We start from the raw sequence: 23,647 nt of genomic DNA, 5'->3' as shown, positions 1-23,647 counted from the left end.
AATTGAATAAAGGCTCACCTATACCTAGCAAACTTAGACTTACTCAAAAAACCGTTTTTAGATTGGCTGCGAACTGCAATACATGGACAATTAGACAAACCAACCCCTGATATTTGCAAAAAATAAAACCACTCACTTCTTATCAGCTTGATCAAAGCCGCAAAACACCAGAATATCTGCAATAACTGTAAAATACTCTTGGCCTTGAAAACACCTTATAAAACATGAGTACAAACTGCACCCTCTCTACAGTAAAAAACTAATGGACACATAAGCTTTTTTTCTTTGCTTATTTGCGTTTTTTCCAGTCCGTGCATAACCTTTTAGTTATGGCTTGACATGACTATTGAAAGCCATTATCTTCGTGTCATCTTTGTCTAGAGATTGTTAATTTTTGAACCTAATTCGTCGAAAAAATTAGGCCAATTCAATGATTAAACCACTAATAAAATAAATACTAGAAAAGGGTTACATACCTTGGAAGAGTTAATCAAATATTTACCGGCATTGCCCTTGGTCTCTGCCATACTCACGCACCTGCTGAGCCAGAATATGGGCAGAGCGGTTTCTCAAATCAGTATCGGTATAGCGACGCTGACATTTGTCATTGCTGTTGTGCTGTTTGCGCTGAATGTGTCGGGCGCGCCAAACGCCGTTTATTCATGGGGTAGTAACTGGGGCAGCATGATGTTTGACCCTTTAAGCACCTTGATGGCAATGGTGATTTCCGGGATCAGCTTGATTGTCCGTGTCTACTCAGTGCGCTATATGGCCGAAGAAGCCGGTTATGGCCGTTTCTTTGTCTTGCTTGATCTGATGGCCGCGTCACTGATATTGATGGTTGCTGCCGGTGATTTGATTATGCTTTTGGTTGCCTGGCATTTGGTCGGGGTCATTCTGTATTTTCTTCTCGGTCATGATAACCGCAGCCACTCGGCTTTCCGTTATAGCTTCTGGACATTTATCACCTACCGTTTCGGTGATGTACCCATGGTGATTGCGGCAGTGCTGTTGTTCCAAGCGACCGGCAGCTGGTCTTTGAATGTTATCTTTGATTTTGTCGCGCAAAACCCAGATGCGACCACCTACTTCGGACTCTCTTTAACCGAAACCGTTTCTTCTTTGATTGCGGTCTCGGCATTTGCCCGTTCCGCACAATTTATCCTGCATATCTGGTTACCTTATACGATGGAAGGGCCAACCCCGGTTTCGGCCTTGATGCATGCCGGTATTGTTAATGCCGGTGGGATTATTATCAACCGTTTCGCACCGATTTTTGTGCACACCAACGATATCCTTCACTGGCTCTTTATCGTCGGTTTGATTACCGCCGTTATCGGCTCTGTATTGATGTTGAGCCAAAGCGATATTAAAAAGGCTTTGGGCTACTCAACCATGGGACAAATGGGCTTTATGATTATGGAAGTTGGCTTGGGGGCTTTCTCTTTGGCGATTTTCCATCTGATTGCGCATGGTCTATTCAAAGGCACGCTATTCTTAAGTGCCGGTAATGTCATTGGTGAAGCGCGTAATAACGACGGTATACCAAAAGACGACCTCTACACCTTTATTGTCGAAAGACGCTCGCCTAAAGTTCGCCAGCCTTGGTTGATTATGGCGATGATCACTTTAATAGTTCCGGTAGTAGTGTTATTTGCCGCCCACTATTTCGTTTCTGCCGACTTTATTCAGAAACAAGGTGCCATCATCCTATTGTTCTTCGGCTGGGTCACCGGTGCCCAATTGCTGTTCAGTACCTACAGCATGCGCTCCAGCAATCCATGGCGCTTGATTGCCCTGATCGTGTTCTCGTTTATAGTCGTGGTAATCGGTTATACGGTAATCAGTCATGCATTTGATTCATTCCTATACCCTGATCAGCAATTCGGTGATCAGCTATATGCCGCTGCCGGTATCGATCTAGGATGGTTTATCACCCTAATCAGTGTACTTGCAATCATCATTATTATTGGCTGGCTGCGTGTCTATTACACTCACAGCACCTATGCCAACAAGAGCTCGAAACAGAGCCATGTTTGGATGAATTTCTATGCTTTGGTTTCTCGTGAGTTCTATATGACCGACCTGTTTGCCAGCCTAAACCGAAAGCTGCTGGCATTAGCGGCAAAACTCAATGTATGGTTCAAGTGGTGCTGATATGACAAATCTAATGATTCTTCTTGCAGCCGTATTTTTACCGCTGTTTCCAATGAGTATGCTGTTTAACGCCATCATGGCAAAAATCAGCCAACCTTACCTGCGAATGGCTTTGTTTGTCATCTGGCCGCAAATCGGCCTGCTGATTCTAGCCAGCAGCCAGATTGATATTCCTGAGTGGATTATTATCTGGGCCGCTGCGACAGCAATGTTCTATGCCTTCCGTTTAACGGTAATCCGCGATGTCGGTTTATGGACAAGCTTTCTGGCCACATCCACTTGGGCATTGCTATGGATTTTCAGTGCCTCCGCAATGGCAGAGCAAGCGATTTATATCGCTTTGACCATGAGTATTCCGCTAGTGGTGTTAACGCTATTGGCTCACGCTCTGGTCACTCGTTACGGTGCCGCTTATGCCGGTTTATTTGGCGGTTTAGCACAAAATATGCCGCGTTTTGCCGGCGTATTGGTCATCACAGTATTGGCCGCTACGGCGACACCAGGCTTTCCGAACTTTTTTATGATGATTAAGGCAAGCGTTCTTTCAACACCTTTGCTGATGGTCATGCTCGGTTTGACTTGGTTACTCTGGAGCTGGTCAGCGGCCCGTTTTATCCAAGGCATGATTGTCGGTACCGAACCGGAAAACAAACAGCCTGACATCAGTCTTCAGGCCACTTGGCTTTATGCCGTAGTACTGGTTGTTTTAGCTCTTGCTGGTAGCTTCTTCATTGGAGGATTATTATGAAGATTTCGCTAGGTCATAGCCTAAAAATTCGCTCAATGATTCACGTTGCCGCAGAACCGATCCCGTTCTTCTGGCCAATGCGTACCTTTATTCACCATAATCCTTTACACGGTTTGGAACACTTGCATTTTGCCGAAGCCGCCAAAAAAGGTGCCAAACTGTTTCATGGCCGCTCTTTTTTGCCACGCGATCTTTATCAAGAATATCTACAAGACGGTAAGATTCAGCACAATGCTCTGCAAAACGGAGTTGACACATTTATCGCTGACAACTCAAACCAGACAGGCCTGAATCTGTCGGCTTGGTTTATGAGCGTGCTAACAAAAGTCCAAAACCCGGTGATCAGCAAACTGACCTTGGCAGATAGCGAGGCGGTTTATCAAGCCTTACATGACCAGACGTTACAACACGCTGCAATCAGTCAAACCGCTGTAGCCGATGAATTGGAAAAAACGCTTTTGGCCGACCGCCCTATTTATGAGGCGGTGGATGCCCTTTATGGCAGCAATATCGGTAAAGAGCTTGATGAACTGGTGGTTAAAAGCTGCCTTGATTTCTTCGATGAAGGTCAATCGGTTTGGGAAATGCCTGAACGCGAACAAGGCTTCTTTATGGCTTGGCGTAATATCGCCAGCCGCAACGTGCCTTTTATCATCCGTGGTCTGGAAATCGGTCATATTCTGGAAAATGCCGATACCGCCGAAGACATGATTAGCCACGTACTACAAACGCTTGGTGTACCTGAAGAGATGTGGATGGATTATTTCACTCGTGAACTGTCTCACCTACACGGCTGGACCGGATTTATTCGCTGGCGTTCCAACGCCAAGAGTTACCACTGGAGCCAACGCTTCCCGGGTGATCTGGTTGATTTGATGGCGATTCGCCTAACGCTTGCTTTGGCACTGCTTAATGAACGTGGTCATAAGCATTATGAACACACCACCGACGGCATTCGCAATGCGATTCAAAGCAATACCGCTGAAACCTATTTGCGTCAGGAGATGTTCAGTCAACAAACATTACCGGCAATGGCATTCGCAGTGGAAAAAGCGCTCGCATCAGGCAAACAAAAAACGATTGAAGAAACCTTTGCCAAATATGTGCAACAAAAACGCGTGCAAGAAGCGCAACAGCTTGCACGAAACCTGAATAACTTAGCAATTCAAGCCAACCAGCAAGACGCACTGATGCAATTAAGCGCCGAACAACTGGCTGAAATGATTGGTTTACTGGCCAAGTTTGAAGAGCAAGAAGGCATGCTGTGGCTTAAAGCCATGGAAGGCAAGGCGATTGATAAGCTACTGGGCAATATCAACTATGCGCCTAAAGAAAACGAGCAGCAACGCCCTTTTGCGCAAGCGATGTTCTGTATCGATACTCGTTCTGAACCGATCCGTCGCCACCTTGAAGGTATGGGTGAATACCAAACTTATGGTATCGCCGGTTTCTTCGGTGTGCCGGTAAGTTTTATGGAGTTGGGCAAAGGCAGTGAAAACCATTTGGCTCCGGTGATTGTCACCCCACGCAACCTGGTACCGGAAATTACCGCTGCAGGCCCCCAGGATGCGCCGGCATTAAGCGCCTTGGAAAAAGCTCTGCATGAATTAAAAGAGTCGGTATTGACACCGTTTGTCACCGTTGAGGCGATTGGTCTGCTATTTGGTTTTGACATGATCGGTAAAACCATCGCACCACAAAGCTATCATCATGTACGCAAACACCTGCATCACCATAAGCCACATACTCGTCTATTGGTCGATAAGCTTAGCCGTGAACAGGCCGATTCGATTCTGCGTGCGGTGCAGCGTGCGGTGATTGAAAAAGCCATTGAACAGGATTTAGGCCTAGAAACCGAAGACATCAACGATGCCATGGTTCGAGATTTGCGTGAAGCGGCAATGAATAACCACTATGAGCTGGAATGCGCTGACGACTTAGGTTTGGATGCGCAAAAAGCCAAAGAGTTCATTCAGCGTCTGCAAACCGCTTATCGTATCAATGAATCTTTTGCCGACAACCAGTTGGAAAGATTAGGTCGAATCGGCTTTACCGTCGATGAACAGGTCAACTATGTGGCACAGGCGCTGAGCGCGATCGGTTTAACCGACAATTTCTCACGCTTTGTCTTGATAACCGGTCACGGCAGTAAGTCGGAAAACAACCCTTATGAGTCGGCGTTGGATTGCGGTGCCTGCGGTGGTAACCACGGTATTGTCAGCGCCAAGGTGCTGGCGCAAATGGCCAACCGCCCTAATGTTCGTCGTAAGTTACGTACCAAAGGTATTGATATCCCTGACGATACTTGGTTTGTGCCGGCTATGCACAATACCACCACGGATGAAGTTCAACTCTATAACCTTGATTTGATTCCACCTTCACATCTGGTTTATCTGGATCGTTTGCGCAGCGGTTTGAATGCGGCATCGAGACTAAGTGCTCAGGAGCGTATGCCATCGCTTGAGGTGACCAAAGAGATTCAACGTCATCCGGCCAAAGCCTATAAATTGGCACAACGCAACTCGATGGACTGGTCTCAGGTTCGCCCTGAATGGGGTCTGTCGCGTAACGCCTATTTCATTATTGGACGCCGCCAATTGACTCAGGATTTCTCATTGGAAAGCCGAGCCTTCCTGCACTCCTACGATTACCGCGTAGACCATAAAAACCGCCTGCTGGAAAATATCCTGACCGGCCCGCTTGTGGTCGGTCAATGGATCAATATGGAACATTATTTCTCGGCGGTTGATAATGAAAGCTTCGGTAGTGGCTCCAAGGTATCGCACAACGTCGCCGGCCGATTTGGGGTTATGACGGGAAACCTAGGTGATTTGCGCACCGGTCTGCCATCGCAAACTGTATTAAAAGATGGTAAACCTTATCACGAACCGTTACGATTGATTGCTGTCATCGAAGCACCGTTTGAAAAAGCCAAAGATGCCATTGAAAGCGTGGTATCGGTGAAAAAACTGGTGACCAATGCATGGATTCGTATGCTGGTCATCGATCCTGAAGACAAAAACATTTACTCATTTGAAGACGGTGCATGGCAGCAAATTTCGGCACCACAACTTCAACAAACCCTTGCTGAGGAGAAACAAGCATCATGAATAACTTGAAGTTCAGCCCACTTAAGAAATTAGAGATCATCCTTGAAGGTGAGCATCAGGAGTTTGTTACCGACCTGCTGGATCATGCTGGCGTCAAAGGCTATACCATTGTCAATAACCTTTCAGGTAAAGGCAGCCAGGGCTTTCATGAGGGCCACTTGATGTTCAATGAAGATGCGGTATTGAATATGATTATCACCGCCGTGCCTGAACATTTGGTCAACCCGATTATGGAAGGCTTTGCACCGTTCTTCAATAAACACTCAGGGGTGGTTTTTGTCTCCGACATCCAAGTGACACGCTTGGAAAAATTCAATAAAAACTAAGCGCTGCTTGTCCTTTGGATGCCTTACTTCTAGGTAGGCATCCAAGGCTCACTAAATAAGGACATTAACCTTATTTCAGAAACTTTTTTTCTCTTCCTCTTTCAACCTTCCGATACAACTTGTCTACCCTAAAATTTTGCCCCTGCAATAACAAACATCTACGATCAATTTCCGCTATAATTTTGTGGAATTTATTTGGAGAGATTAATAGATGAAAAATAGATGGTTGATGGCCTTAGCGGCTGTTGGTGTTCATATCTGTATCGGTTCGGTATATGCATGGAGTGTTTATGTAAATCCGATTAAAGATTCCATGAACTGGACTTTGACCGATGTCACTATCGCATTCAGTATCGCGATTTTCTTTTTAGGTTTGTCTGCCGCCTTAATGGGCAAATTCGTTGAGAAAAACGGCCCTAAGGTCTCGGCAATCATTGCTGCGGTTTTGTTTGGTTTGGGTACCGCCGGTTCCGGTTTAGCCATCTTTATGGAATCGAAACTGTTGCTTTACTTCTTCTACGGCGTACTCGGCGGCTGTGGTTTGGGTATCGGTTATATCTCTCCTGTCTCAACCCTGGTGAAGTGGTTTCCCGATAAACGAGGTTTGGCGACCGGTCTGGCGATTATGGGCTTCGGTTTCGCTTCAGCGGTTTGGGGGCCTACCATCAAGGTGCTGATTAGCTCGATTGGTGTCGGTTCGACTTTTATCGTTTTAGGGATTAGCTATTTTATTATCATGTTCGCCTCGGCGATGTATCTGGAAAAACCGGAAGAAGGCTATATGCCTGAAGGCTTCAAGAAAAAAGTGGAAGCCGGTCATAAGAAAATCAAACCCGATTTGGCGATGCTAGGTGTTCATGAGGCGGTTAAAACGCCTCGATTCTACGGCCTATGGCTGATGCTGTTTATTAACGTAACCTGCGGTATTGCGATTATCGGTGTAGCTTCACCGCTACTGCAGGAAGTATTGGGCGTGTCGGCATTGATTGCGGCGGCGGCAGTCGGTTTAATGGGGATATTTAATGGTGCCGGACGTATTTTCTGGGCATCTTTATCCGATTATCTGACGCGTCCGGTTGTTTATGTGATTTTCTTTGCCGCTCAGGCCGTGGCGTTTTATATGCTGCCATCGATTACCGAAATCATTATTTTCCAGATCATCCTGTATTTTATTATGTCCTGTTACGGTGGCGGCTTTGCCTCTATTCCGGCCTATATCGGTGATATTTTCGGCACCAAGGAACTGGGCGCGATTCACGGATATATCCTAACCGCTTGGGCGGCGGCCGGCTTGGTAGGACCTTTGATTATATCAATGGTGAAGGATGCCACCGGCTCTTATGCCGAAACCCTGTATGTGTTCTCGGGATTCTTCGTGGTCGCGTTATTGATTTCCATCGCCATGTTAATCAATGTCAAGGCCATCCGTAAACAATTGGGACACTGATCACCATTTCCATTTGAACGCATTTGGAAAATACAATCCGGTTGTTGCTATAAAGGTGCCAGGCATTAAGCCCGGCACCTTTTTTTATAAACCAAGCTAAGTTTGTTTGGCGCTTACATTTCTCTGAGCCAATAAAAGCCCAGTGCCGGAATCACCAGTGTATGATTGAATATCTCCGGTTCCTGACGGGTATGCAAATCAAACACATCTCCGTTTTCATAATTACCCCACCCTGTTAAGCCTTGCAGATCGAGCGTTTGCGGCTGGTCATTGAAATTGGCGACCACCAATACTCTGTCATTGCACTGCCTTGGATTAAAACGACTGAAGACAAACAGGTTTTCATTATCAACATCAATCATCTCCCGGTTATTGAAATCGGCAAACACATTGATTTCCTTGCGAATGGTGATGAGTTTTTTAATACCGTTAAAAATATCATATTCAATCGTACCCGGCGTATGGCGTTTTTGCGCTTTTTGCCAGTTGATATTCGGTCGATGCACCCAACGGTTATCATCCATCTTATCCGGATCATTCAGATAGGAATCATCGTTTAGGGTGCCGATTTCATCACCATAATACAAAAGCGGAATACCACCGAATGCCAAAATCATACTGTTGAGCAGAATAATGGTTTTAACCGCCTTTTCTTGCGCCGAAAAATCTTCACTTTCAATGGCGTACTGCAATCCGGCCAGAGATGCGAGGGAGCCCGATATTCTAGCGTCTCCGGTTTTGACGTTTTCTGCAAACGGCAAACCTCGAGCATTGGAATCGGCATAGCGACCGGTCAAATAATCGATTAAGAAACGTCTATGAGACTGAGGATCGTATCCGGCTTGGATAATATCCTTGTCATCAAAGCCCAAACCGATATCGTCATGACAACGAATATAATTCAGCCAAGTCGCCCTTTCCAGCTTATTGGGCAGACTCTTAATGCCCTGTGTCAGCAATTTGGTGTTTTTGGTCGCCACCGCATCCCAAAGCAATGCCATAAAGGTGGCGTTATAAGCGATTTCGCACTCTTTGGCGATAATCGCATCCTCGCCGAAATACTTGGTCACCTCCGATGGCGCGACAATCGCCTCGGCAATAAATAAAACACCCGGGGCTGTGACCTGACAACAATCCTTAAAGAGCTGCAAAAGCAAATGTGATTCATGCTCATTCTGGCAGGTACTACCGAGTTTTTTCCATAAAAAGGCGACCGCATCCAAGCGTAGGATATCCGCGCCCTTATTGGCCCAATAGAGAATCACATCAAGCATTTCAATAAATACCGCCGGATTCTTATAGTTGAGATCCCATTGGTAATTATTGAATACCGTCATCACCCAACGCTGCATTTTGTCATCCCAGGTGAAGTTTCCCGGTGCCGTTTCCGGAAAGACCTCCAACATGCTCTGCTCGAACATATCCGGAATGTCGCGGGTTTTAAAGGTGTAATAATAATCTTGGTATTTGGCGTCACCTTGAGCGGCTTTTTCAGCCCACTCATGGTCGTGTGAGGTATGGTTCAAAACCACATCCAATGCCAACAACATATCACGCTCGCGCATCCCTTCAGATAAACGCTGTAAGTCTTCCAGGGTTCCGGTACGTTCATCTATCTGACGAAAATCGCTGACCGCATAACCACCATCACTTTGGCCTTCTGGACACTTCATGATCGGCATAATATGAACCAGATTGACTCCGAGCTCCTGCAAATACCCCAGATGATCTTGAATATCGTTTAGATCCTTGGCAAAACCGTTGGCATAAAGCGCCATACCGACCCATTTTTGGTGAACAAACCAGTTATGGTCTCGCTCACGATCGATATCCAACTGCCTGAGTTCTTCTGAACGCTCGATATATTTATGGGCCATGGTCTCAACCAGACGCAATGCCTGTTGTTCAAAGTCGTCACGATTGCCATACAATTTGGCAAACAAGCCATGGATAGCATAAAAGTTGGCTCCGAGACGGGTATAAAAATGGCGTAAATCCTGGGTGTAGATATCCGGTTTGATCTGGTTCAATATTTCATTCAACAGCGAGTGAGAAATTTGCTCGTACATGGCGATTCTTCTTACCTTGTTTTAGTAATGGTTGGCGTTTTTTGATTGTCCTGTTAATTCAAGACATCAATTCTGTATAAAAACCTTTATCCTTTGCGATAGCACCGCGTATACCGATAACCTTGGCGGCGAACGCTTGCGCTTCTTGTAGGGTTTTGTCGATCGGCCAGTCATTGACAAGGCCATGCATATAAACCGCGGTAAAGGCATCTCCGGCACCGACCGTATCGATAAAATGACTGATTTGGGGTGGCTTGCACGCATAAAATTGGTTGCCTGCGAGCACGGTCACGCCTTCCTCTCCTTGGGTGACAATAACCTGCTCATTATTAAACTGCTGTTGAAACGCAAGCATCGCTTGCTGCAGATCTTGATGGGCAAAACCCAGTTCTCGCAATTCGTTGATATTGAGTTTGACCCAGCGTGCCTGTTTGATCCATTTGAAAAGCGATACCGTATCCCACCAGGGTTGGCGAAGATTAACATCCAGAAAAATATCCCACTGCTCGGCCGAAACGGATTGCTGGAAAATCTGTTTCGCCACCGAACTTCGTAATGCCAAGGAGCCATGATAAAAAATCGGCTTATCATTATTTTGTGGCATCAGGTTTTGCTTTAATTCGTCCAGATCACCCAGTTCGATATAGTCATAAGCACTATTGGTTTTGATATCGTAATCCGGTTCATTATCGATAAAATTGACCTTTACCTGCCCGGTTGGATGGCTTTTATCTATCTGAATCGCGTCAACCGAAATCCCCCAGTTAGACGCTTTTTCGATAATTTGATGGCCCAGTTCATCATTACCGACTCTGGAAATAAAAACGGGCTTATCGCCTAAGGCCTGCAAGTGCCAACAGATATTGAACGGCGCGCCGCCGAGCACGTTAAGCTCTTTATCGCCCTCATCAAAACAGTCAAATAAAACCTCGCCAAAAATCGTAATAGCCGTCATTGCATCCTTACCCTTTAGACAAAAAATGATTTTCCAATTGCTTTTTCAATGCGGGCATATAATGCAACACCCCCTGTAACACACCGGCACTGTAGTTACCGCAAGCATCGTTTTGATTGGTCGCCAAATACAGCCTATTGCCATTTTGCTGCCGAGCGGCCAAAGCTTGTGCCTGGGATTTGACCGCATCGCTGGCATTGGCCACCAGGACCGCTTGCACCGAACTACTCAAAACCTCCAAATCATTACCGCTATCACCGGCAAAAACCAGCTCTCGATCAGCATAACCGAGTTGTTGCTGTAAAAATCTAATGGCGTGCAGCTTATTGGCTGTTGCCGGCAGGATATCCAATAAACCGGTACCGGTGAATTCATCGATACTCCAAATCAGATTGCTTCGCATATTCAAGTCAGCTAGGCGCTGCGCCACTTGCGCCAAACAATCCTTTTCATTGCAAACCCTTAAATCGATATAAAAACTGATTTTATGTTTATTCTGTTTTGCGCTTTCCTGTGCCGTCATTCCAACTATTGACGCTAAACGGTCAAATACCTCCTTAGGTTGGATATGCGCCCAATCCTGATCGATTTCCTCTTGCCACGATGGCAATAAACACCAGTTGCTATCCTCTCGATAATAGATACGTGTTCCCACATCGGTGATGGCATAATCCGCCGCTGGCAAGTCATAATCGCTAATCGCCTGTTGCATCAACTGCAAATGCCGGCCAGTGACATAAACCAGCTGCAAGGATGGCAATGCACATAACTCTTTGAAGCGCTGCCTAGCATTGCTTGATTCGGGCTGTAAACCGTTAGGAATCACGGTTCTGTCCATATCGGTACACAATAAGATTTTATTCACGCGCTCTGCTCTCTACTCTCTTCAGGGACGCGACATTCACCGAAAAAATCATAGTATTCGATCGCTTCGATAATGCCGTCCTGATAACTGTTTTTGGCATAATAAATACGTTCAATATCATGCAATTGCGATAACTCTTCGTTATGACGGTTAGCCACCACAGCAGCCAAAGTATTGCCGCGCATCATATCCTCATCGGCACCGGAACCGCCGATTACCAGAATTCTCTCCAATGGAATCTGGCGGCAATCCGCCACATAGCGTAACGCCTGCCCTTTGGAGGCACGAATTGGCACGATATCGAGGTACTTACCAAAGGAGAACTCAACATGCACGGCATGATCCTCTTCATGCAGAATGCCTTTGATATGCTCGACATCGGTAATATCGGCATTCAGGTAATAACTTAATTTATAGGGAGTCTGTTCAGAGCGCGGTTGCAGGTACAACCCGGGATGATCATCGAGTAAGGCGCGCACTTTATGGGGTTGCCAATGAAAATCAATATGTTTATTCCAATGTTCATCTTTAGTCAGTTTCGGTGCATAGTTGATTTCGGTTCCCAGACTGGTAATCAATACATCAGGCTCGGGAATCTGATAATGCTTCAATAAGCGCAACGCTGAATCCAGGCGCCGGGAGGTGGAAACGATAAACGCAGTCGATTTGCGGTGCTGCTTGATCATCGCCATTAATTTCTGCAGCGACTGCGGATCTCCCATCAAGTTCTGGTCAAGACTGGTGACAATCGCGCGGTCTCGATAAAGTACCGAACGCCGCTCGATAACCTGACGCTCAAGTCGTTCAGAGTTTTCAATCAATGGCGTAATCAATGTCATATACTGCTCGGCATGAGCCTGCCAAGAATAATATTTATGCACGCCCTGCAAGCCGTTTTCAATCATCTTCTGACGTTTTTGCGGCTGCTGGAAAAGCTCTAACAGTGCATCAACAATCGTATTGGCTTCAAGTGGATCGATCAAAATACCGTTATGGCAATTTTTGGTGATATCTCTTGGCCCACCATCTTCTGTGGCGACAATCGGCAACCCGGAAGCGGCCGCCTCGATTAATGTCAAACCGAAAGGCTCGGTCAAGGCAGGATTGACAAAAACCCCGCCGGAGGCTGCGGCAATCCGATAGATATTACTGACTTCATTGCGTGAGTGGTGCTTAGGCATCGCCACCTTGCCATACAGATCATAACGATCGATCATCCTCCAAATATCGTTAAATACCTGCTGGGCACCACTTTCCAAGTCTTCGACATTATCTCTATTACCGGCAATAATCACCAAGTTGGCTAACTGCTGCAACGCTTTGGATTTTCCGTAGGCTTTTATTAAACAGGCGATATTTTTACGCGGATCGGGACGCGAAAGCGCAAGGATAATCGGTTTATCCGGTTGCGTTAAAGAATAGGTCATACGCTGGTGTAACTCCGAATGCAATTCCTCAGCGTTATTCGAATCAGGTGGCTGAAATTGACTCAAGTCGGTACCGGGTGGTATCACTCGCATCTGCTCGGGCTGATAGAAATCATAGATTTCATACTGTTCTTCAATCTCCTGATTGGTGCTGGTAATCACCCGTTCGGCACTGGCAAGAACAAATTCTTCGGCATCTATTCGCCGACTCATATGGTAGACATTTTCAATCTCTATTGAAGACAAACCGTTGGCAATCAGCCGCGAACGTTTTACCCGTCCCAGAGAGTGCCCGGTATGCACTAAAGGAATGGAAAGTTGATTGGCTAATTGACCACCGACATAACCGGCATCGGCATAATGGCTATGGAAGATATGCGGATAGGATTTTTGCTCGCGAAAATAATCCATCATGTTATCGGTAAAACTATCGAGATAATCCCAAAGCTGTTCCTTGAATATATACTCGTCAGGACCTGCTTCAATCCTGACAATCGATAATTTATCGTTGAGTTGCTCAACCGGTTGAGCATAGTCCGAATCAACATTTTCATCCCTGACTAAACGTGTAAAAAGCTCAACCTTGGCCACTTCAGGACGCGCGGTCAAGGCTTGCGCCAACTCCACCACATACAGAGTCTGCCCGCCAGTATCGGCATCACGACCCAGTTCCAAGTTATTACCACGAATTAAGCCATGCACGCTTATCAAAGCGATATGAAATCCATTTTTTGAGCCGTATTTCGATTCGGATTCGGAATGCAAATTGTCTTTCAAATTGTCACTCAAACCATACCCCCTCAGGCTATTTTCTATTGCGTATTAGGCCCTATCCAGATTTGCTGGACATTGACAAACTCCATAATGCCGTGAGGACCCAATTCACGACCATAACCGGAACGTTTAATGCCGCCACTAGGCAAACGCGGATCGGTTTTAACGATACCGTTAATGGTCACCTGACCGGCTTCGATTTGCGTCGCCATCTCCCGTGCCTTGCTAATATCGGCTGTCCAAATGGATGCCGCTAACCCATAAGGCGTATCATTGGCGATTGCCAACGCCTGTTCCGCCGACTCGGCTTTCATGACCACCGCAATCGGGCCAAACGTCTCTTCACAAGACGCCTGCATTTCTGGAGTGACATCGACCAACAGAGTCACCGGATAAAAATAACCCGGCATATCGGGTATCTCGCCACCAAGCAGACACTTAGCACCTTGTTCAATGCTCATTTTCACCTGGCGATGTAAGCCATCACGCAGATCCGGACGAGCGATAGGGCCAACCTGCGTGCTCGGGTCACTTGGATCGCCCATTTTCAATAGTGCTAATTTGCTGTGCAATTTGGCAATAAACTCATCATATACCGGCGCTTCGACAATCAGACGTTTTGCCGCAATACAGGATTGCCCGGCATTGATAATACGCGACAGAGCCAATACTTCGACCGCCGCATCAATATCGGCATCAGCCAACACAATACTCGGATCGGAGCCGCCAAGCTCCAATACCGCCGGTTTGATTTGCGAAGCCGCCAAAGCGGCAACCTGAGAACCGGCACGGCTCGAACCGGTTAAGGAGACCGCCTGCACCGCATCATGCTTAATCACCATTTCCACCTGGTCACGATGAATCGGCAAATTCTGCATAATGCCTGGCGGCGCACCGATCTTATCGAACACCTCGGCAATGGCGATGGCACAAGCCGGAACATGTTCGTCATGTTTCATTAAACAGGTATTGCCCGCCATCAGCGCTGGTGCACAAAAACGAAACGCTAACCAGAAAGGCGCATTCCACGGCAACACCCCTAATAAAGGCCCCAATGGTAAATGCTGCACATAACTCTCGCTGGCATCGGAAGGCAAACTGACGGCTGACAGATATTGCTCGGCATTTTGTGCATAATGCTCGGCGCACCAGGCCGCTTTCTCCACCTCGCCATAGGCTTCATTAATCGGCTTGCCCATCTCGATGGTCATTAAACGAGCCAGACGTTCTTTGTCTTCACGCATAAAGGTCGCAGCTTTTTGCAAAACCTCGGCACGTTCAGCAAAACGGGTACGCCTCCATGATTTAAAGGCTTGTGCGGATTTTTCCACCGCTTGTAACAGTTGTTTGTCACCCATTGGTGCAAAGCGATGCACCTCTTCACCGGTGGCTGGATTGGTTGCTATTAACATCGACCTCTCCTTTTAGGATTTATTTCACTTTCTTGTGTTTTTTGTCAGCAGAATCTTTGTTCACCAGCTTGGTTTTGGGCTCAATTTTGCCGGCAATCTCCAAACTTTTTTTGCCGGAAGACGCCGAGGCACCGGAAGGTTTAATAACAAAATCCTGATCAAAATCATCAAAGAAAGAACCGCAGCCATCTTCGGTAATATAGAAGGTATCGGAAATACCGCAGGTCTTATCGCCATCAACGCCCCATAACCAAGGAATTACATGAAATGTCATGCCCGGTTTTAAGACATCGGATTGCCCCTGGTTAAGACTAAGGATATACCCCTCATCCCAAGACGGCGGGAAAGCGATGCCGATCGAATAGCCGGAACGGGTAATCAAACGCGCGCCGACTTTATTTTCATGCAGGATGCTGCGCACCATGCGGTCGACATCGGAAACCGTCATGCCCGGACGCAGTTCACTTCTCAGCCAACTGAGCGCTTTTTTCATGACTTCTTGCGCTTCATACATACTATCGGAAAGTTCACCACAGATCGCGGTGCGCATCATTGCCGTATGGTATTTACGGTAACTACCGGCTATTTCAATAAACACATGTTCACCGGGCTGGACGGTACGCCCTTCCCAGGAAGCATGACCGATCATGGTTCTCGGCCCGGAGGTCACATAAGGCATCACCGCCGGAATTTCGCCACCGGCAGCAAACATCGCCTGACTAATCGCCCCGCCAATCTCGTTTTCGGTAACACCGGCTTGCACCGCATCCAGCCCGGCTTTCATTCCCGCCTTGGTGGCTAGCGCGGCCTTTCTCATGACCTCAAGCTCGTATTCGGATTTACAGATACGGCTCTGCTCGACAATCCCGAAACAATCCATTAAACGGCTGCGCACAAACGAGGTGCGGAATACATCCTGGTGATAGGCATTAAAATAGTAGGAATTGCGTTCATAACCGATGGTTTTGCCGGCTAAGCCGAATTCGACCAAAGAGCTGATCAAAACCTGAATCGCATCACCGGTATCTGGAAAAGGACGGGTGATTTCCACCCAGGTACGGTGAATAACATTGGATTCTTCGAGCTTACGAGTCACCATAAAGGGCTCGCCTTCCAAGGGTACAACCAAGGCTTGGAAGAATGAATAACCGGTGGTCTGGTAATCGGTCAAGTATAAAATATTTTCTGCATCGGAAATAATCACCGCATCCAATAGACGTTCTGCCATGCGGCCTCTTAGCTCATTGACGCGACGCTGATATTCAGAAAAAGGAAAAGTCATATCATCTCTTTCACGCATAGTGTTCTCCTTTTCAATTCAGTTGACGTTCAATAGACTGGGCAAAAATCTCAAGACCTTCATAAAGGTCTTCATCCGGGATAGTCAAAGGTGGTATCAGCTTCATCACTTCACCACCTATACCGCAAGGGCCAAATAGCATGCCGTGTTCAAAACAGTCTTTGGCGACCGCCTTAGCCAAGGTGCCATCGCCGATATCCAAGGCTTGCATCATGCCTTTACCGCGAACTTGCATGTTTTCATTGGGATATCTTTCAGCGATGGCCTCTAATGCATTGCGCATCACTTCGCCTTTACGATGCACCTCATCAAGCAAATCATCATCTTCAAAATAACGCAGCGCTTCACGACCGGCGACAAACGACAAGTTCTGGCCTCTAAAGGTGCCGGTATGTTCCCCCGGCTGCCAGTGTTTATCATGTTCCGGTTTAACTAGGTTCATCGCCATCGGCGTTCCCATACCACCAATACCTTTGGCTAGGGTGATGATATCAGGCTCTACCCCCATTTCTTCAAAACTGAAATAATGTCCGGTACGACCACAACCAGCTTGAATATCATCAATAATCAATAAGGCACCGAGTTCTTTGGCGAGTTTTTGCAAGGCTTGCAGCCATTCGCTTGAAGCGACATTGACACCGCCTTCGGCTTGAACCACTTCGACAATAAAGGCCGCCGGCAATTCGGTACCGGAAGAGCTGTTTTTATAAATAGCAGCTAAGGTCTCGATACTTTCAACACCGCCGCCATCATGTGTCTCAAATGGCCATCGATAAACGTTTTCTAGAGAAACACCGGCGGCATTGCGAAAATAACGGTTCGCGGTGCAAGCCAGTGCCCCCAGAGTCATACCGTGAAAACCTTGGGTAAAAGCGACCACCTGTTCGCGACCTGTGACCTTACGTGCTAACTTGAGTGCCGCTTCAACGGCGTTGGTTCCGGTTGGCCCCATAAACTGGAGCTTGTAATTCATATTGCGGGGTTTAAGAATGGTTTCAACAAAAGCTTGGATAAACTCTCGTTTCGGGGGCGTCATCATGTCCAAAGTATGGATAACGCCGCCGGATTGCAGGTAATCAACCATGGCATCAGTCATTTTGGAATTATTATGTCCAAAATTAAGCACTCCTGCACCAGAATAAAAGTCTATATAGACTTTGCCCTCCTCATCAACTTGACGAGCGTTATCTCCTGATACAAATACAGCAGGATAAGCTCTACTATAGGCTCTAATGTCGGACTCATAAGCTTCAAACCAATCCATAATACCTCCTTAATATGAGTAGGTTTCTGTTGATTCTTTCCTTTTTAGGGCGAACAATAGGATTAAAGCACTAAATAGACCAAGGCAATGCTAAGACACTTTTAGACCTACTGTTTTACAAAATAGACGCATCACCAAATCAATTAAGCGATCATTGAATTGATAACTCGGGTTATGGCAAGAAAAATGGTATTTGGCATCGATATCCTCTTGCTCCGCCATACCGATCAAGGCAAAACAACCCGGAACTTCATTCAGGTAATAACTGAAGTCTTCCGAGGCCATAATCGGCACCATTAAATCGACATTATCAAACCCTTCCCCTAATTCTTCGACTAATAAGTTTCGAAACTGCTGGGCAGGTTCGGCATGATTCACGGTCGCCTCATAACGAGACTGGATATCCACCTCGGCACTAACACCATAAGAGGCGGCGGTATCCTGGGCTATCTGGGTAATCAATTGATTGATCTGTTTGCGCCAGCGCGGCGCGGAAAGTCGAATACCGCCAGCAAGCTCAACCGTTTGCGGAATCACATTGACTTCACTTGGCGCATAAAGATGGGTGACACTGACGACCGCTGCGGCTTGCGGCGGTAAACGACGACTGACAATCTGCTGGAGATTAAGAGTAATGGCGGCGGCGGCCAATACCGGATCTCGACAGATCTCCGGTTGCGAAGCGTGACCACCAAGGCCATGCACCTTAATATGGAAACTACCATTACCCGACATCACCGCTCCATCCGGACAGACCGCTTTACCAAACGGCATGGCTGGCCAGTTATGCCAACCGAAAATCTTATCAACCCGCTCTAGAGCCCCATCTTCAATCATTTTTTTGGCGCCGTGCCCGCCCTCTTCTGCGGGCTGAAACAATAAAGAAACGGGACCGTTTAATTGCTTTTCATGACTTTTGAGCCATAAAGCGGTACCGAGTAACGCCGCCATATGACCATCATGACCACAAGCATGCATCTTGCCGGCATTCTTGGAACGAAATCCCAGCTCACTTAACTCATTAATCGGCAAGGCATCCATATCGGCTCTTAACGCAATATGCTCACCCTCAGCATCGGCATTCAAGGTGGCAACCGTGCCCAGTTCGGCACAAGGACGCCAAGCGATTTGCCAATCATCCAAACATTGACGAATCTTCGCTGCGGTTTTTTCTTCCTGCCAACTCAGCTCGGGATACTGATGAAACCAATGGCGCAATTCAATCGCCTGCTTAACCGCTTTTTGCCAATCCACTCAATACTCCTACAAATAAACCGACACGAAATTAAAGTCATTTCGCTGCCGGTTTAATCCATTCTGACAAGCTAAACAATTGTCAGATAAAAGATAAAGCCTTTTTTCATCCTAGCGTTTTAAAACGCATCTTTAAAGTCTAATGAGAAAATTTAATAGTTTCACCATACGTTAAACTTTATAAAAACGAGCGATTGTTTTACCCTCTAGCAAAACAGCGATAAGGATCATTACGATGCAATACACAACACTGGGTCACACCGATATTAAAATCAGCCGAATCTGCTTGGGCACCATGACATGGGGCGAACAAAATAGCCAAGCCGAAGGTTTTGCACAAATGGATTACGCTTTGGATCGAGGCGTTAATTTTTGGGATACCGCCGAACTCTATTCGGTACCGCCAAAAGCGCAAACCTATGGTGCGACCGAAACCATTATCGGTAACTGGTTTGCCAAGCATGGTCGCCGTAATGAAGTGGTGCTCGCCTCTAAAATTGCCGGACCCGCCGAATTTGTCGAGCATATCCGTAACGGCCAAACCCGTTTCAATAAAAAAACCATTGAATCGGCATTGGATGCTTCTTTACAACGATTACAGACAGATTATCTGGATCTTTATCAGCTCCACTGGCCGGAACGACCAACCAATTTCTTCGGCAAACTGGGTTTTGATTACCCTGAACAGGACTCGACCAATTTAACTCCGATTGAAGAGACCTTGGCGGCTTTATCTGAACAGGTTGAAAAAGGCAAAATCCGCAGCATAGGTCTATCCAATGAAACCGCCTGGGGGACCATGAAGTTTATCCAAATTGCGGAAAAAATGGGCTTGGAGAAAATCGTTTCGGTACAAAACCCATATAGCTTGCTGAACCGCAGCTATGAAGTCGGCCTATCGGAAATCGCCCATCAGGAAAATGTCGGGCTGCTGGCTTACTCACCGCTGGCGTTCGGGGTTTTAAGCGGAAAATACCTCAATAACCAATGGCCGGAAGGCGCTCGTATCACCTTGTTTTCACGTTTTGACCGCTACTTTAACGAACAGGCGGACAGCGCGACTCAAGCCTATGTCGACTTAGCCAAAGAGCATAACTTAAGCCCTGCCACCATGGCGCTGGCTTATGTCAATTCGCGCCCGTTTGTGACATCGAATATTATCGGAGCAACCACAATGGATCAACTTAAAGAGAATATCGCATCGATCGAGGTAGCGCTCAACCATGAACTGCTTGAGCAGCTGGAACAGATTCACCAGCGCTATACCTACCCATCACCTTAGTTGAAGGCGATAAACTTAAATTAAAAACCATAAAAAAGCCGCTTGTTAAGTTAAGTAACAAGCGGCTTTTTTCATTTACCTATCCAACAATCCTAGCGGCGACTCGCCATCCGTTGAGCCAAACCGATAGCGTCGTGCGATTTTTTAGCATCAAAATCCGGCGTCTTATCGCCCTTATAACGTGTTTTCGAGTCGACGCTTTTCTTAATCACCGGACGCAACAACAATAGGCTGTTCGGGTAAATGATCTTCTCATCATGATCATCACGCAAAATGACTTGGAACATATTGATTTCCAAAATCTCACCCTGCACCGAAGCATTACCGTCAATAATCTCGACCCTATCGCCAATTCGTGCGGGAAAGGCAAAAAACACAATGACTCCGGCGGTGATATTACTCAATATCGACCACTGGGCAAATAGCGCCACCCCCAATACGGCAACAATTGATGAGGCAAAAACCAACAAGCCTTTATAGTCCGCACCCCAGATCATCATCACCACCAGTAAGGCGACAATCCAGGTTAGAATCCTAAAGTAACGCAGAATCGGTTCCACTCGACTCATGGTCACCTGTTTCTGGTCGCCAAAACGCTGAACGAGATTGAACACACTCCACTTTACCGTTGGGTACACGGCAAACAAAAGCAAAGTCAGTAAAATCTGAACTACCGGCAATTGTTGCAGAATCTCTTTTATCGTATCCATCATATCCGTTGCAAACCTTAGGGTTAAATCTCTGTTGCAAGCACTTTTATATAAACTTTGTTAACTACGTTCTAAAGAAGGAATATCATCTGTTGGATAAGGCAAATCGGCATCGGCGATAATCTCTTCCTGGAAACCTTCGACATAACCTTCGGCAATATCACTGCGCGGGAAGCGCGCTATATGAAACAAAGCTTCGCCTTCATTGACCAATGGCATTTTCATCTGCCCGATCACCAAACCGTTATAGGGCGCATAGATTTCCAGCTCGGTTTCACCAAACGGGTCAGAAATCATCCCCATCAAGGTTTTATTGGCAACCACGCGAGTTCCATCACTGACCAGAGAACGAAAGATACCGCTCTGCTCGGCTCTGATCCAAAAACTGGCGCGCGCTTCGACGGTCTTGTGCTCAACTTTGTTTTTCAACTGGCGCAGCATTCCCAGCTCTCGCATAACATTGATAATGCCGCGCACTCCGGCACGAATGGAGACCTCATCAAAGCGCAAAGCTTCACCGGCTTCGTATAATAGCGTTGGAATGCCTTGTTTGACCGCCGCCGCTCTTAAAGAACCATCTCGCAAACCGGCATTTAAGATGACCGGCGAGCCGAAAGCCTCGGCGATTTTACGGGTCTCGTCGTCTTCCAGATTGGCACGGATCTGCGGAAGATTGGTGCGATTAATCGCCCCGGTATGCAGATCGATACCATGCGTTGACTTTTGCACGATCTCGTTTAAAAACGTATAAGCCAGACGCCCGGCGATCGAACCGGTTTTCGAACCCGGAAAACAGCGATTCAAATCACGTCTGTCAGGCAAATAACGACTATGGTTGATAAAGCCGTGCAGATTCACGATCGGCACGGTAATCAAGGTGCCTTTAAGACGTTTTAGCGATTTTACCTTTAAAAGGCGACGGATGATTTCCACTCCATTCAGTTCATCACCATGAATCGCTGCGGACACAAATAAAACCGGTCCGGCCTGATGGCCGCACCAGACTTGCACCGGCATAATCAATTCACTGTGGGTATAAAGCTGACCGATCTGCAAATCGATGGTTTTGCGCTCACCGGGATTAACGGTGACATCACCGATTGTGATGGATGTGTTTTTGATGCGTTGAGCACTCATTTTGAGCGTAACCCTCTAAAAGGCGCAGACCAGTGCGCCACACCAATCTAATATTAAGACTTAACCTTTACCTTTGGTACGTGTGCGATTCACACCTTTGGTGGCATTTTTCTCGATAAACTCAATCACCATACCGGCAATATTCTTGGCGGTAGCTTTTTCAATACCTTCCAGGCCAGGCGAAGAGTTCACCTCCATCACCACCGGACCATGATTGGAGCGCAAGATATCCACACCACAGACATTCAAGCCCATGATTTTCGCCGCATTCACCGCCGTGGCACGTTCCGCCGCAGTAATTTTAATCAATGATGCCGAACCGCCTTGGTGCAGATTAGAGCGGAACTCCCCTTCCTTACCTTGGCGTTTCATCGCCGCGATCACCTTGCCACCAACTACGAAACAGCGAATATCGGCACCACCGGCTTCCTTAATGAATTCTTGCACCAGAATATTGGCTTTCAAACCGTTAAACGCCTGAATTACCGAAGAGGCCGCCGACTTGGTTTCGGCCAATACCACACCCACACCTTGGGTACCTTCTAGTAGCTTAATCACCACCGGCGCACCGCCAACGGTTTTCAGTAAGTCATCGATATCATCCGGAGAGTGGGCAAAACCGGTTACCGGCAAGCCAACGCCTTTACGCGACAGCAACTGCAAACTACGCAGCTTATCGCGTGAACGGCTGATCGCCACCGATTCATTCAACGGAAACACATTCATCATTTCAAACTGGCGTAAAACCGCAGTACCGTAGAAAGTAATCGACGCACCGATACGTGGGATTACCGCATCAAAGCCATCGAGAATCTCGCCCTTATAGTGAATCTCCGGGTTGACCGAATTGATATTCATATAACAACGCAACGCATCGATAACACGAACCTCATGGCCTCGTTCTTCAGCAGCTTCGACAAGACGACGGGTCGAATAAAGCTTTGGTCCTCTGGATAGAATTGCAATTTTCATTTAGGTTTTCCTTTTAAATATTCTGCTGAAGAATCCACCAAAAAATTTCCTTTGCGCAAGGCGGTACGCCCTAGCAACATCCTGAACGCCATATTGTCGCGACGCGTCAATGACATTTCCACCGGGAAACGGTCTTCGCCAATATGCAGTTCGGTTTTTATGAAATAACGTTTTTGCGCCACACCACCTGAATTGGTAACCGGACGCGTGTCGATCACTTCAGCTTCACATTCAACAAACTCTTCTAGGTTATCAGGATTTGTATGAATACTAAAGCGCACCCACTTTTTGCCTTTTTTACGAAACGAATGCACATCAAAAGCATGTAAAGCGGAGTTTTTTGCACCGGTATCGACCTTGCACTCCAAATTCAAATTCAGCCCCGGCAGAGCCACATGTTCTTTCCAACCCACGGTTGTCTTTTGCATTATTGTTTGC

Annotated in this window: 18 protein-coding genes; 6 read left to right on the top strand and 12 right to left on the bottom strand. The window is 46.8% G+C overall.

Features of this window, described 5'->3' with window-relative positions:
* Positions 1-477 precede the first annotated feature (477 nt).
* The 5 genes from FE785_RS04560 (at position 478) to FE785_RS04540 (ending at position 7,788) form a co-directional block, all read left to right on the top strand.
* A complete protein-coding gene (locus tag FE785_RS04560) occupies positions 478-2,157 on the top strand; it encodes an NADH-quinone oxidoreductase subunit 5 family protein (RefSeq protein ID WP_202978325.1) in 1,680 nt (559 codons plus the stop codon).
* 1 nt (position 2,158) lies between these two features.
* Positions 2,159-2,905: a hypothetical protein gene (locus FE785_RS04555; protein WP_138564632.1), complete on the top strand. Its 747-nt coding sequence runs from the start codon at positions 2,159-2,161 to the stop codon at positions 2,903-2,905.
* Positions 2,902-6,015 (top strand): DUF2309 domain-containing protein, encoded by a 3,114-nt coding sequence (locus tag FE785_RS04550; RefSeq protein WP_202978324.1) that lies wholly within the window; start codon positions 2,902-2,904, stop codon positions 6,013-6,015. The genes FE785_RS04555 and FE785_RS04550 overlap by 4 nt, the downstream gene beginning before the upstream one ends.
* A complete protein-coding gene (locus FE785_RS04545) occupies positions 6,012-6,341 on the top strand; it encodes a P-II family nitrogen regulator (RefSeq protein ID WP_138564631.1) in 330 nt (109 codons plus the stop codon). Before FE785_RS04550 ends, FE785_RS04545 begins: the two co-directional genes overlap by 4 nt.
* 211 nt (positions 6,342-6,552) lie before the next feature.
* The gene (locus FE785_RS04540; RefSeq protein WP_138564630.1) at positions 6,553-7,788 is read left to right on the top strand and encodes an L-lactate MFS transporter; all 1,236 of its coding nucleotides are present in this window, start codon (positions 6,553-6,555) and stop codon (positions 7,786-7,788) included.
* 113 nt (positions 7,789-7,901) lie between these two features.
* Here FE785_RS04540 and FE785_RS04535 read toward each other — a convergent pair whose 3' ends face one another.
* The 8 genes from FE785_RS04535 to doeB2 form a co-directional block, all read right to left on the bottom strand.
* Positions 7,902-9,857, bottom strand: a complete 1,956-nt coding sequence (locus FE785_RS04535; RefSeq protein ID WP_138564629.1) for an alpha-amylase family glycosyl hydrolase — start codon at positions 9,855-9,857, stop codon at positions 7,902-7,904.
* A gap of 58 nt (positions 9,858-9,915) precedes the next feature.
* Positions 9,916-10,812, bottom strand: coding sequence for a PfkB family carbohydrate kinase (locus tag FE785_RS04530; RefSeq protein WP_138564628.1), 897 nt, complete (start codon positions 10,810-10,812; stop codon positions 9,916-9,918).
* Positions 10,813-10,819: 7 nt separating this feature from the next.
* Positions 10,820-11,677 carry an HAD-IIB family hydrolase gene (locus FE785_RS04525; RefSeq protein ID WP_138564627.1) on the bottom strand — a complete coding sequence of 286 codons (858 nt, stop codon included), beginning with the start codon at positions 11,675-11,677 and terminating at the stop codon, positions 10,820-10,822.
* The gene (locus FE785_RS04520) at positions 11,674-13,869 is read right to left on the bottom strand and encodes an HAD family hydrolase (RefSeq protein ID WP_138565787.1); all 2,196 of its coding nucleotides are present in this window, start codon (positions 13,867-13,869) and stop codon (positions 11,674-11,676) included. The genes FE785_RS04525 and FE785_RS04520 overlap by 4 nt, the downstream gene beginning before the upstream one ends.
* Before the next feature lie 47 nt (positions 13,870-13,916).
* Positions 13,917-15,290 carry an NAD-dependent succinate-semialdehyde dehydrogenase gene (locus FE785_RS04515; protein ID WP_138564626.1) on the bottom strand — a complete coding sequence of 458 codons (1,374 nt, stop codon included), beginning with the start codon at positions 15,288-15,290 and terminating at the stop codon, positions 13,917-13,919.
* A 19-nt stretch (positions 15,291-15,309) separates the two neighbouring features.
* A complete protein-coding gene (doeA, locus tag FE785_RS04510) occupies positions 15,310-16,590 on the bottom strand; it encodes an ectoine hydrolase (RefSeq protein WP_138564625.1) in 1,281 nt (426 codons plus the stop codon).
* Positions 16,591-16,603: 13 nt separating this feature from the next.
* Complete coding sequence (gene ectB / locus FE785_RS04505) at positions 16,604-17,854, bottom strand: diaminobutyrate--2-oxoglutarate transaminase (RefSeq protein WP_138564624.1); 1,251 nt, start codon at positions 17,852-17,854, stop codon at positions 16,604-16,606.
* Between the two features lie 90 nt (positions 17,855-17,944).
* On the bottom strand, positions 17,945-19,108 hold the full coding sequence (gene doeB2 / locus FE785_RS04500; RefSeq protein ID WP_138564623.1) for a N(2)-acetyl-L-2,4-diaminobutanoate deacetylase DoeB2: 1,164 nt from the start codon (positions 19,106-19,108) through the stop codon (positions 17,945-17,947).
* 235 nt (positions 19,109-19,343) lie between these two features.
* Here doeB2 and FE785_RS04495 point away from each other — a divergent pair, with 235 nt between their 5' ends.
* Positions 19,344-20,390 (top strand): NADP(H)-dependent aldo-keto reductase, encoded by a 1,047-nt coding sequence (locus FE785_RS04495; protein ID WP_138564622.1) that lies wholly within the window; start codon positions 19,344-19,346, stop codon positions 20,388-20,390.
* 92 nt (positions 20,391-20,482) lie between these two features.
* Here the strand turns inward: FE785_RS04495 and FE785_RS04490 are convergent, their stop codons facing one another.
* Genes FE785_RS04490 through FE785_RS04475 form a run of 4 tightly spaced genes read right to left on the bottom strand, consistent with a single transcriptional unit; the run spans position 20,483 to position 23,637 of the window.
* A complete protein-coding gene (locus FE785_RS04490) occupies positions 20,483-21,103 on the bottom strand; it encodes a mechanosensitive ion channel domain-containing protein (protein WP_238696372.1) in 621 nt (206 codons plus the stop codon).
* A gap of 57 nt (positions 21,104-21,160) precedes the next feature.
* Positions 21,161-22,237, bottom strand: a complete 1,077-nt coding sequence (locus FE785_RS04485; RefSeq protein ID WP_138564621.1) for a succinylglutamate desuccinylase/aspartoacylase family protein — start codon at positions 22,235-22,237, stop codon at positions 21,161-21,163.
* A gap of 60 nt (positions 22,238-22,297) precedes the next feature.
* The gene (rimK, locus tag FE785_RS04480) at positions 22,298-23,209 is read right to left on the bottom strand and encodes a 30S ribosomal protein S6--L-glutamate ligase (RefSeq protein WP_138564620.1); all 912 of its coding nucleotides are present in this window, start codon (positions 23,207-23,209) and stop codon (positions 22,298-22,300) included.
* Positions 23,206-23,637: an ATP-dependent zinc protease family protein gene (locus FE785_RS04475; protein ID WP_138564619.1), complete on the bottom strand. Its 432-nt coding sequence runs from the start codon at positions 23,635-23,637 to the stop codon at positions 23,206-23,208. The genes rimK and FE785_RS04475 overlap by 4 nt, the downstream gene beginning before the upstream one ends.
* Between the last annotated feature and the right edge of the window lie 10 nt (positions 23,638-23,647).

The sequence above is a fragment of the Thiomicrorhabdus sediminis genome, assembly GCF_005885815.1.
GTDB lineage: Bacteria > Pseudomonadota > Gammaproteobacteria > Thiomicrospirales > Thiomicrospiraceae > Thiomicrorhabdus > Thiomicrorhabdus sediminis.
The sequence above is the reverse complement of the archived record's forward strand: the minus strand, read 5'-3'. Positions and strand labels throughout refer to the sequence as shown.

Excerpts from the sequence above, each read along its gene's own strand:
- FE785_RS04555 (WP_138564632.1), top strand. The coding sequence starts at position 2,159 with ATGACAAATCTAATGATTCTTCTTGCAGCCGTATTTTTACCGCTGTTT.
- rimK (WP_138564620.1), bottom strand. The coding sequence starts at position 23,209 with ATGAAAATTGCAATTCTATCCAGAGGACCAAAGCTTTATTCGACCCGT.
- FE785_RS04485 (WP_138564621.1), bottom strand. The coding sequence starts at position 22,237 with ATGAGTGCTCAACGCATCAAAAACACATCCATCACAATCGGTGATGTC.
- FE785_RS04535 (WP_138564629.1), bottom strand. The coding sequence starts at position 9,857 with ATGTACGAGCAAATTTCTCACTCGCTGTTGAATGAAATATTGAACCAG.
- doeA (WP_138564625.1), bottom strand. The coding sequence starts at position 16,590 with ATGCGTGAAAGAGATGATATGACTTTTCCTTTTTCTGAATATCAGCGT.
- FE785_RS04515 (WP_138564626.1), bottom strand. The coding sequence starts at position 15,290 with ATGTTAATAGCAACCAATCCAGCCACCGGTGAAGAGGTGCATCGCTTT.
- FE785_RS04490 (WP_238696372.1), bottom strand. The coding sequence starts at position 21,103 with ATGATGGATACGATAAAAGAGATTCTGCAACAATTGCCGGTAGTTCAG.
- FE785_RS04545 (WP_138564631.1), top strand. The coding sequence starts at position 6,012 with ATGAATAACTTGAAGTTCAGCCCACTTAAGAAATTAGAGATCATCCTT.
- FE785_RS04475 (WP_138564619.1), bottom strand. The coding sequence starts at position 23,637 with ATGCAAAAGACAACCGTGGGTTGGAAAGAACATGTGGCTCTGCCGGGG.
- FE785_RS04495 (WP_138564622.1), top strand. The coding sequence starts at position 19,344 with ATGCAATACACAACACTGGGTCACACCGATATTAAAATCAGCCGAATC.
- FE785_RS04550 (WP_202978324.1), top strand. The coding sequence starts at position 2,902 with ATGAAGATTTCGCTAGGTCATAGCCTAAAAATTCGCTCAATGATTCAC.
- FE785_RS04530 (WP_138564628.1), bottom strand. The coding sequence starts at position 10,812 with ATGACGGCTATTACGATTTTTGGCGAGGTTTTATTTGACTGTTTTGAT.
- FE785_RS04540 (WP_138564630.1), top strand. The coding sequence starts at position 6,553 with ATGAAAAATAGATGGTTGATGGCCTTAGCGGCTGTTGGTGTTCATATC.
- ectB (WP_138564624.1), bottom strand. The coding sequence starts at position 17,854 with ATGGATTGGTTTGAAGCTTATGAGTCCGACATTAGAGCCTATAGTAGA.